The organism is Lentibacillus sp., from assembly GCF_035301925.1.
In the GTDB taxonomy this organism is placed as follows: Bacteria; Bacillota; Bacilli; order Bacillales; family Amphibacillaceae; genus Lentibacillus.
In genome coordinates this window covers 1-10,149 of the sequence record NZ_DATGTI010000196.1, presented here as the reverse complement: position 1 = coordinate 10,149, position 10,149 = coordinate 1, and the positions used below count along the sequence as shown (strand labels likewise).

Here is a 10,149-nt window from a genome sequence, read left to right as displayed (position 1 = left end):
AAAAAATATCAATTTTGATATTGCACGCCGCATCCGTAACATTCTAACCAATGAATACAAAGGTGTTCATGTGCGCATGAGCCGCACAGATGACAGCACGAAAAGTCTGACCCAGCGGACCAACGAAGCTAATTCGTGGGGTGCGGACTATTACTTGTCGATTCATTGCAATTCATTTAATGGATCAGCCCGGGGCTATGAGGACTTTATCCACAGCAGCTTATCTGACTCATCACAAACAGCCCGTTATCAAGATACGATTCATGCAGAAGTCATAAAGGTGAATCAGCTGCAGGACCGCGGTCAGAAAAAGGCGAACTTTCATGTACTAAGGGAAACAACCATGTCGGCACTTCTAACAGAAAATGGATTCATCGACAATGCACAGGATGCTGAACTAATGAAAGAAGCTTCATGGCGGCAATCTGTAGCCAGGGGGCATGTGAATGGATTGGCAAAAGCGTTTAACCTGGAAAAAAAAGATGATCCCGGGACACTGTATAAAGTCATAGCCGGATCATTCCAGTCAAAGGAAAATGCAGACAATCGGGTAGATTACCTGCAATCAAAGGACATCGAATCTTTTGTCATGGCAGTTACCATTTCCGGCGAACAATGGTATCGTGTTCAGGCCGGTGCTTTTTCAGACCGGGAAAATGCCGAAGCACGATTGAAAGAAGTCCGTAACGCAGGCATTAACGATGCGTATATCGTGCAGGAATAGGGACAGAGTGTCAGACACTCTTGTCCCATTTCTTGGTTAAGATTCTTTAATAAGTTAAGACTAAGGAAAAAATCGGAAGGATCTGTTTTATTGTGGAACTGGAATTAACTTGGATGGCTTTAATCATGCTGGTACTTGCCAGCTACAGGCTGACACACTTAATCGTATTCGATAAAATAACTGAATTTATCCGCAAACCCTTTTTAACAGAAAAGAAAATCTCGCAAACAGAAACGAAGACGGTGCCCAAATCCAACATCGGCTACCTTTTAACCTGCTACTGGTGCGCAGGAATCTGGAGTGCGATATTTCTCGGTCTGATATATCTGTGGATTCCCGATATCGCCCAGTATTTAATCTTTATCCTGGCAATTGCCGGCGGTCAGGCAATCCTTGAATCATTTGTCGGTGTCAATATTAAACGCACTGCGTTGTATGATGAGGAAGCAAAAGAATTGAAGTAGGGACAGGGTGGCAGACACTCGTGTCCCGATTCGCCGAAACTCAATGATATCCGGTAATTAACAAGACAACACAATATAAAAAAATCATAGAAAATCCGGAAAAAATCATCGAACGGCTGAAAAATAAGGATTGATCAAAAAGACAGGCACCACGCCCAGTATACAAGACGAAACAGGGTGCCTGACCCTCCCCAATATCTGTTGTTTACCCATGTATATGCCGTTGAATCAATCGTTTCAGAGAGGATTTTTTCCCGTCCCAATTGGCCAGTGCCTGATTGAATTGATCATCCTCAAAGCAGTTGAACAGATCCCGCATCAATGATAAATGCTCGCCGGAGTCCGGGATTGCCAGCATAAAAACAAACGAAACCTTCACATGTTGATCACGGTCCCCCATTTGCGCGAAAACAACAGGGTGCTTCAGAGGCGCAACCAGCAGCTGACGCTGGATGACATACTCCGGGTCTGTATGCGGAATGGCAACACCATAGGGCTGTACCGGCAATCCTGTAGGCAATTCCATTTCCCGCTCCATCACTTTTTCAGGGAAAGTTTTCTCCGCAATTCCCTGAAACACCAGGAAATCACCCATATACTTCAATGCTTCTTTGTCAGTTGATACATTCAGCTTCAAAACCTCAATTTCAGAGTTGTCCATCTTTCTCACCTCTTTAACCAAAATAACGGTGATATAAAACTTTTCGCGCGAGCAATTTAATCGGGCAGATATTGTCCCGTGCAGTAGTATGATTCATACTTTCATATTATACTAGAAAGAAATAAGTGTATATACTATGATACTATTACATGAAATGTCACTCAGTGGGGGCTTTTTCCCGCTGAATGTTCGTTAAACAGAGCCGGATTTTCACTTTCACAGGTAACACCGCTCAGCTTTACCGCTTGCATTGAAATCGTGAGGCTTGTCGTCCGTTAAGGCAGAATAAAAAGGAGTTAGAAAAGCGATGAACCAGACATTCCTGGCACCACTCAAAAACAGCTGGATTCTCTTACGATCCATAGCAGTCATCTCATCAAGCATAACGACAATTGTTTCCACTATGTTACCTATATTCCTGTATTATTCTGTTTCAAATAACAGGTTGCTGCTGATATTCCTGTTACTCGTATTTGGAGCCTTTCTCATTCACGGCGTGCTTACACATGTTCTGAACGATTGTGTTGACCACACGTCAGGAACGGACCAGAACAGTCCGGCAATTCTATCAGGCGGCAGTCGTGTCATACAAACTGGGGTTATTTCAGCCTCCTCACTTTGGCTGCTGGGAAAATGGCTTGTTTTTTCACTTGGTTTGATTGTCATAGGATTAATCATTTTTGGTTTCTATAAAATTGCAATATTACTTGCCATTGGTATATGGGGCGCTGTTTCATACTCACTCCGTCCATTGCAGCTCAGCTATCGTCCGTTTATTGGCGAATGGCTGTCGATGTTTCCGTCTGTTTTTATTCTCGGGCTGGGTGGGGCCTGGCTAACATTGGATTCGATTCCTATATGGGCACTGCAAAACGCCATGATCAATGCTTTAATTTGTATGGCCTGGGTCATGGTTCATCATATACCGGACCGTGAAGCTGATAGAATGGCTTCCCCTATCAAAATCACTAGTGTCGTATGGTCTGTTGAGAAATTTGGATCTGCGTTCAGCCGGTTACCCGCCCTATTATATTTCGCGCTGACGGGCTTATGTGCCGTATGGCTCGGAACCGATCGGATCTGGGCAATGATTGGAACACTGGCTGTTGCAGGTACTGCCATTTTCTTAGTTCTGAAAATGCAAGTGGATGATCATGACCAAGTTTCGGCATACGAAAAAATCATCCTTTTACTTGCCATGATTACTGGTGTTTGGCTGGGTATTTTTATTTAAACGTTTTTTATTCCTTCAAATTATTTCGGTTAATAAATTGTTCAAAGTCATCACCCGCGTTTTGCTCTATTCGTTGCTGATGAACGTTTCATACTCCTGGATAGCAATACTGCCAGCCACAGTCTTCACGAATCCGTTCAACGGTTTTTCCGAATGCCGATTCGTGAAGCTCACCTTCTGCATATATATTTTTTATATGCTCGTTAATTGTATTTACTCCCTTTTGATACAGCTCCGCAATTGCCTTTTGCGTCATCCATACCGTTTCATTCTCCAGCCTAACATCTATTTTTGTGTTCCCATCTTCTGTTTGGTAAATCAGGATGTCTGTTTCATTGGTCATACGCATCCCTCCACCACCCTAAATTCGATTGCATTACTGATATCTTACGACTTATTATACTGTAAACAACACCTAAATGCAAACGTACGTTCTTGTTTTGTTCAACATATCATTCCTCATCCTCCGGCGCTTTTTGAACTAAAGCCTCCGGAATCATTTCAAAACCTTCAATCACTGTGTTCTCTTCCACTTCCATCATTAAGTAACGCTTCCCCCCAAAGTGGACCTGTCGTACGTGCCTCAAGTCTTGCGGGCTGATCTTGATATTCGCTATTTTCGTTTCTATTTTAATAGACTTTGAATCATATTTCGGTACGATGTTGTTCGCTTTAAACTCATATGTTTCATCATCAATGACCGTTTTAAAGGCGGACGACACCTTTTCGGCATTGACATTTTCCAGTCCGCTGCCCGTTAAAAGGTGCTCAACGTCTCCCGCGTCCAATGTCGGCCGCTCCTCCTCTTCATTCTCTTCCACAACCTGATTGATTCCCTCATACACATTTGAAAGTGTTTCTGTATTGATTGCCTGATCACCGGCGACGTTTTTCACAATTTCCTCAAAAACCAATTTATCCTGTGCAGCGGTCATGATTTCTTCCGCATTTAAAACGTCTTCGATAAAATGATAACTCGGTTCATTCTTCTTCCCAGCCGCATAAAGGACATGATTGACATCCGCTGCATTATCCGTGATCGAAGGAAATAGAAATCCTGATATGGGCGCTTTCAAATTGATGATTGGATCAACGACGATATTATATTTAAATTCCTTTTCAACATAGTCAAACAGCAATTCTTTTTTCGGGTCCTGCGTTTTATTCATACTGCATAAAATGAATGGATGGGAATAAACGGTATCCCGTTCACTTTCTTCCGACTCCTCACTCATGTTTTTCATCGGTTTCATATATTCCCCCCGAATAAAGGTGACGACAATATCCATTTCATATTGTTTATCCTTCAGCATTTTCTCGACGAGCTGGAGCATTTGCCCTTTCCATTCTTCTGTATCATTGCTTAACAGACCTTGATGGAGAATGAGCTGACTGTTGTTTTCCACATCACGCTGAAACTTTAATTCAAATAACTTTTCATCCAATTGGCCGGACAGCACTTTTTTAAAGTTTTCCATAAACAGTTCCTGCTGTTCCTGTTCCAGCATTTCAAACGGCATACTCTGGTGATGATAAATATCACTCGACTCTTTCATAATGTACACATTAAATATGTCATGTATGGTCAATAAATCATTATCCACTTTGAATTGTTTGCGGATATTTGCGATGTCATTTTTGTCCAAAGTTGTTCCACTCCTATGTTGGTAGTCAGCGTTTATATTTTCACGCACATTCTCTTATTCTATCATAGAGGACGGTGAATTTTCCTGTACTGAGTGCTGTTCGCAGTGGATGTAAGCAAAAAGAGGCTGCTTAGAAGTAGCAACCCCTCATTCTTATTAATATGAGACTCAAAAACTCACAACACAGAAAACTGCTCATCTTTCAAATCAGTAATAAACATATGGCCGGGTGCATGTGTGATCATCATTTCCGGCTTACTGTTCATCGCCACCGCCTGTGGTGTCACACCGCACGCCCAAAAAACCGGCACTTCTCCTTCGTTGACCGTAACCGGATCACCAAAGTCCGGCTGATCCAGTTGTTGGATCCCGATTGTATGAGGACTTCCAATATGAACCGGGGAGCCGTGTACCGACGGAAATCTGGATGTAACCTGAACCGTCCGGACAACGTCTTTTTCAGGTATCGGCCGCATGCTGACAACCAGTGGGCCATCAAATTTTCCAGCCCGAATGCACTGACGATCCGTTATATACATTGGTACATTGCATTGTTCTTCGATATTTCGAATGGAAATATCATTGCGGATTAGAGCCTGCTCGAATGTAAAACTGCATCCGATTAAAAATCCGACCATATCATCGTCCCAAATATCCGTTATATCTGTACGTTCGTCATCAAATATGCCATTTCGGTATATACGATATTTCGGGAGATCTGTCCTTAAATCTGCATCCGGTGCAACCGCGGATGGTGAAAACAATCCCGGTTCGGTCACATCCAAAACCGGGCATGCCTTTGGGTTTCGATGGCAAAACAACAAAAATTCGAATGCGGACGCCTTGGGAAGCACAACCAGGTTAGCCTGCGTAAATCCGCTGGAAACACCGGATGTCGGCTTGACCCATTTTCCCTCTCGTATCAAACGCCTCGCTTCGGCTGGCGTCGCATTGTTAAGTGTATTCACGGCAGTCCCTCCAATACTATAAAAATTCACCTATCTTTGAAACCGAAATATATTCATCAGCTAGTCCCTGATTGATCTGCTGAGCAAATTCCAGTGCATGAATGCCATCCCCGTGTATACAGACCGTATCCGCTTTAATGGAAATGTCCGTACCCTGCTGCGACCGCACTTTACCGTTTTTCGCCATTTGAACAACCTGGCTGGAAGCAACTTCCTGATCCAATATGAGTGCATCTTTCTCGCGGCGGGATGTTAGCGAGCCATCTTCCTGGTATGTCCGGTCAGCGAATACTTCACTGGCTGTCGGTAAGCCGACTTGTTCACCTGCTTCGACCAGTTCACCGCCGGCCAGGCCAAACAAAATCAGCTCCGGATCAAGATCATAAACCGCTTTTGCAATACTTTCGGCTATACTTTTATCCTTTGCCGCATGATTGTATAACGCACCATGCGCCTTCACGTGCTGCATTCTTCCCCCTTCAGCTTTGACAAAACCTTGCAGCGCTCCTACCTGGTATATAACCAGTTCGTAAATTTCTTCCGGGGATAATGCAATATATCTTCTGCCAAATCCGTTTAAATCAGGAAATCCGGGATGTGCACCGATTCCAACATCTTTTTCCAATGCCATTTTTACCGTCTTTCGCATAGTCGACTGATCCCCGGCATGGAACCCGCAGGCAATATTAGCCGATGTAATATAATCAAGAATCTCTTCATCGCGGCCCATATTGTATACCCCGAAGCTTTCGCCCATGTCACAATTTATATCGATATTCATGCATTGCCCTCCTGTTCTTTTTTCAAATTTATACTTATCTTCAATTGTTCAAACTGTTTCTCATTTTCCACCAGTAATGTCTGAGCTTCACTGTGTTTGATTTCTTTAAAATATATTTTTTCGCCCGGTTTTAATTGCGCCATAGCCGGTAAATCCGCCGTTATCACCTGGCCGATTTTTGGATATCCGCCCGTCGTTTGCCTGTCAGCCATCAGCACAATCGGATTCCCATCCGGCGGGACCTGTATGGTACCGAAAGCCACCGCCTCTGATAATAAGTCCTGCTGATTTTGCAACGACAATTCCGGTCCGTTTAACCGATATCCCATCCGGTCTGATTTTGTGGAAACTGTAAATGGTTCCGACAAAAACAACTCCCGGCTTTTTTCCGTAAACCATTCCGCTTGCCGCCCCGGGATTGTACGTATAATCGCCCCTTCACGATAATCAGGCAAGGAATTCATTGATACCCCCCAATCCATTTCACGAAAATGCCCGGCATCAGCCTCGGTGTGCATTTGTTTCATCAGTATTCCGGCATAATTCGAAGGTGAACCGACTGGCAACACATCATCCTTTTGCAGTGCCCGTCCTTTAAAACCACCAATCCCAGCGCGTAAGTAGGTTGAATAGCTGTCCATCACGCGGGGCACATCGACTCCACCCGCAACCGCCATGTAGGTCCGACAGCCAGATTGCACCGATTTAAATTGTAAAACACTTGCTTTTTTTACCCATACAGCCTTATTCATCTGGAACGGATGACCATCAATCTCAGCTGACATATCCGCCCCACAAATAGCTATCAGGGTATCTTCCTGAAATTCAATGGTAGGACCGGATATCGTCATTTCCAATACTGCGGCATCCTTTTCATTATCGACAAGTAAATTGGCGAGCCGGCAGGAATCAGAATCCATCGCACCGCTGACAATGACACCATATTTCTGATAGCCGTGTCTCCCTAAATCCTGAACCGTCGTCAACAGCCCGGGCTTTATGACGTTAATACTCATGACTTCCCGCTCCCCAGTTATGATATGCTTGTTCAGATATTGGAAAAAAGCGTATCGAATCCCCTGATTTCAGTAGAATAGGCACTTCCTCATCCGGCCGGAATAGTTTGATCGGTGTTCTTCCAATCAGTTGCCACCCCCCGGGTGTTTCAATCGGATAAACACCGGTTTGACTGCCGGCAATACCCACTGAACCAGCTGGAATTTGTAATCGCGGTGAATCCTTTCTTGGTGTGGCGATCTTTTCCGACATACCGCCGATAAATGGAAATCCCGGTGCAAACCCGATCATATAAACCATGTAATCCCCGTTCGCGTGCGTATCAATAACTTCCTGCTCACTAAGATTGTTATGCCGTGCGACCACTTCCAGATCCGGACCGAATTCGCCGCCATAACATACTGGAATCTCGATAACGTTTGACTCTGTTTCCGGATTTTTTGGAAGCCGGGAAACCATTTTTTCAATCTCGCGCTGTACGATATCAAATGCATTTGTTCCATCTGAATGATTCTCCGCAAGCACGTCCACTGCATTATAAAAGATGGCTATGGTCGTATACGCCGGAATATATTCGACCATGCCGGAAATTGGATGGTTATCCAAATAGACTGCGATTGCCCCAATATGCGTTTGTGTTTCCACACTAATTGATTCACTCAATTGAATCACAACTGATTCATCCCCAAGCGGGGACACTGTGTATTCCATAAGCCACCTCCGTTCCAACTATCAGACATCAGCCGGTCCAAATCTCTGTTATTCCCTGAAGCGAGAAATAACCTGCAATAACAGTGATTAATACAGCAACAACACCGAAGACAATCATCCATGTCGGGTGATGGTAGTCGCCCACGATTTTTTTCTTACGCGAAGCAATGAGAATCGCACCCAACGTAAGGGGCAGGATTAAACCGTTCAATGAGCCGACCAGTACCAAAATCTTAACTGGCTCTCCCACCAAAACAAATATTAAAGTTGAAAAAACAATAAAACCGATAATAAAAATATTATTATATTTTTCAACAACAGGGTGAAATGAACGCATAAACGACACACTTGTATACGCCGCGCCAATAACAGATGTAATTGCTGCCGAGAATAAAACAACACCAAAAATTTTATATCCAACGCCGCCCAATGAATACTGGAAAACTGATGCGGTCGGGTGGTCGTCAGAGAGACCATAACCGGCCGCCACAACACCAAGAATGGCCAGAAATAAAACTACCCGCATAACACCAGTCGTTAAAACACCCAGGTTGGCAGCTTTCCCGGCAAAACTTGCATTTTCTTTCCCCTTAATACCGGCATCAAGAAGTCGGTGTCCGCCGGCAAACGTAATATACCCGCCTACTGTACCGCCAATTAAGGTGATTGCAGGCAAAAGCATAGCCCCGTAATCGCCAGGGAACAGACTGTTTTTAGCTGCTTCCATGACCGGAGGAGAACTGGTCACCATGACAACGGCAACCATGACCAGCATGATAATGCCAAGCGTCAGAGCAACAAAATCCATTACTTTACCAGAGTTTTTCAAACTGAATACGATGATAGCAAGAACAGCAGAAATAATCGCTCCAACCTCAGGCGAAAAACCAAATAAAACATTCATCCCCAGACCGGCACCACCGACATTTCCAATATTAAAGGCAAGACCGCCTAATACGATTAAAATAGCAATGAACGTGCCCAGTCCCGGCAGCACCATATTCGCAACATCCTGACCCCTCTTTTTGGAAACTACCAGAACGCGCCATATGTTCAGTTGTGCACCAATATCAATGATAATCGATACTAGAATTGCAAATGCAAAACTGGCAGCAAATTTATCTGTAAAAAAAGAAGTTTGTGTCAGAAAGCCAGGCCCAATTGATGAGGTAGCCATCAGGAAAATGGCGCCCCATAAGACCTGTTTTTGCTTTTTAGTCATTTTACCCGGCTTAAGTTCGGATTCATCATACGCATGTTTAGACATTCGTCGCCTCCGTTCATTCATTAATTATACGTTTTCATATTTTACAATATTCGTCAAAAATTTTAAAATCCCTTTTTAAAAAGATACTTATTCGATATTTGCAGAAAAACCCGGCACCTTCCGAATCTGGAAGAACCGGGCTGTAAATGATAGATGCGATGTTTCACCAGATGCATCGCTGACTGTCGTCATGTAATAGTATTTTATCAACCTTCAAACTCCCCGTTTATTACCCCATAAATACGTATGAAGCTGTGGAAGCACACGAACATTAACCAGTTCATGACTGTCCATCACCTGTTCCACCAGCCAGTCATACCGGTTCAGCAAACGGCGAAGCAGAAGATCATCATCTGCGTTTTCGATATCATCATTGCCGACCTGCAAAAACAAAGGAACATTCGGATATCGTAAATGGATCTTCTTCGCATACTCTAAATCGGCAAAATCAAAAATAACTATCTTCAAACTGCATGTTCCTTTTTGTTCTTCCTGTAGTGAAGCAATAATGTCATCAAGGATGGAAAAATTGGTTTTCATTCCGGAGCTGGGCGGTTTTGGAGACAGGGTTAGCTCATCAATAGAGGCAAACCACGTCTGCCACCTGCTCCCTTGTGTTTCCAGTGAGATTTTTATCCGGTTCTCTTGTAATAAATCAACAAAAGCTCCCAACCCG

11 protein-coding genes and 1 pseudogene are annotated in these 10,149 nt (G+C 43.8%); 3 read left to right on the top strand and 9 right to left on the bottom strand.

From position 1 onward, the window contains the following. Both VK080_RS15730 and VK080_RS15725 read left to right on the top strand, forming a co-directional pair. On the top strand, positions 1-724 hold a 724-nt coding region (locus tag VK080_RS15730; protein WP_324225720.1), incomplete at its 5' end, for an N-acetylmuramoyl-L-alanine amidase. 113 nt (positions 725-837) lie between these two features. After that, positions 838-1,188, top strand: a complete 351-nt coding sequence (locus tag VK080_RS15725; protein WP_324225721.1) for a DUF1360 domain-containing protein — start codon at positions 838-840, stop codon at positions 1,186-1,188. A gap of 205 nt (positions 1,189-1,393) precedes the next feature. Here the strand turns inward: VK080_RS15725 and VK080_RS15720 are convergent, their stop codons facing one another. After that, positions 1,394-1,849, bottom strand: coding sequence for a PTS sugar transporter subunit IIA (locus tag VK080_RS15720; protein WP_324225719.1), 456 nt, complete (start codon positions 1,847-1,849; stop codon positions 1,394-1,396). A 307-nt stretch (positions 1,850-2,156) separates the two neighbouring features. Between VK080_RS15720 and VK080_RS15715 the strand changes: the two genes are divergently transcribed. After that, on the top strand, positions 2,157-3,083 hold the full coding sequence (locus VK080_RS15715; RefSeq protein ID WP_324225718.1) for a prenyltransferase: 927 nt from the start codon (positions 2,157-2,159) through the stop codon (positions 3,081-3,083). An 88-nt stretch (positions 3,084-3,171) separates the two neighbouring features. Here VK080_RS15715 and VK080_RS15710 read toward each other — a convergent pair whose 3' ends face one another. From VK080_RS15710 to VK080_RS15675, 8 genes and pseudogenes are all read right to left on the bottom strand, one after another. Then, positions 3,172-3,426, bottom strand: coding sequence for a hypothetical protein (locus tag VK080_RS15710; RefSeq protein WP_324225717.1), 255 nt, complete (start codon positions 3,424-3,426; stop codon positions 3,172-3,174). A gap of 109 nt (positions 3,427-3,535) precedes the next feature. Continuing rightward, the gene (locus VK080_RS15705; protein WP_324225716.1) at positions 3,536-4,729 is read right to left on the bottom strand and encodes a DUF4317 domain-containing protein; all 1,194 of its coding nucleotides are present in this window, start codon (positions 4,727-4,729) and stop codon (positions 3,536-3,538) included. 176 nt (positions 4,730-4,905) lie between these two features. Then, positions 4,906-5,697, bottom strand: a complete 792-nt coding sequence (locus tag VK080_RS15700) for a putative hydro-lyase (RefSeq protein ID WP_324225715.1) — start codon at positions 5,695-5,697, stop codon at positions 4,906-4,908. A 16-nt stretch (positions 5,698-5,713) separates the two neighbouring features. Then, positions 5,714-6,478, bottom strand: coding sequence for a 5-oxoprolinase subunit PxpA (locus VK080_RS15695; protein WP_324225714.1), 765 nt, complete (start codon positions 6,476-6,478; stop codon positions 5,714-5,716). Then, on the bottom strand, positions 6,475-7,494 hold the full coding sequence (locus tag VK080_RS15690) for a biotin-dependent carboxyltransferase family protein (RefSeq protein ID WP_324225713.1): 1,020 nt from the start codon (positions 7,492-7,494) through the stop codon (positions 6,475-6,477). The genes VK080_RS15695 and VK080_RS15690 overlap by 4 nt, the downstream gene beginning before the upstream one ends. Next, positions 7,484-8,206 carry a 5-oxoprolinase subunit PxpB gene (gene pxpB, locus VK080_RS15685; protein ID WP_324225712.1) on the bottom strand — a complete coding sequence of 241 codons (723 nt, stop codon included), beginning with the start codon at positions 8,204-8,206 and terminating at the stop codon, positions 7,484-7,486. Before pxpB ends, VK080_RS15690 begins: the two co-directional genes overlap by 11 nt. A gap of 28 nt (positions 8,207-8,234) precedes the next feature. Next, entirely contained in the window at positions 8,235-9,473 is a 1,239-nt protein-coding gene (locus VK080_RS15680; RefSeq protein WP_324225711.1) for an NRAMP family divalent metal transporter, read from the bottom strand. Between the two features lie 213 nt (positions 9,474-9,686). Then, positions 9,687-10,149 (bottom strand): annotated as a pseudogene (locus VK080_RS15675) (7-carboxy-7-deazaguanine synthase QueE); the annotation flags it as partial.

Coding starts and splice junctions, on each gene's coding strand:
- VK080_RS15715 (WP_324225718.1), top strand. CDS start 2,157: ATGAACCAGACATTCCTGGCACCACTCAAAAACAGCTGGATTCTCTTA.
- VK080_RS15710 (WP_324225717.1), bottom strand. CDS start 3,426: ATGACCAATGAAACAGACATCCTGATTTACCAAACAGAAGATGGGAAC.
- VK080_RS15690 (WP_324225713.1), bottom strand. CDS start 7,494: ATGAGTATTAACGTCATAAAGCCCGGGCTGTTGACGACGGTTCAGGAT.
- VK080_RS15720 (WP_324225719.1), bottom strand. CDS start 1,849: ATGGACAACTCTGAAATTGAGGTTTTGAAGCTGAATGTATCAACTGAC.
- VK080_RS15725 (WP_324225721.1), top strand. CDS start 838: ATGGCTTTAATCATGCTGGTACTTGCCAGCTACAGGCTGACACACTTA.
- VK080_RS15680 (WP_324225711.1), bottom strand. CDS start 9,473: ATGTCTAAACATGCGTATGATGAATCCGAACTTAAGCCGGGTAAAATG.
- VK080_RS15695 (WP_324225714.1), bottom strand. CDS start 6,478: ATGAATATCGATATAAATTGTGACATGGGCGAAAGCTTCGGGGTATAC.
- pxpB (WP_324225712.1), bottom strand. CDS start 8,206: ATGGAATACACAGTGTCCCCGCTTGGGGATGAATCAGTTGTGATTCAA.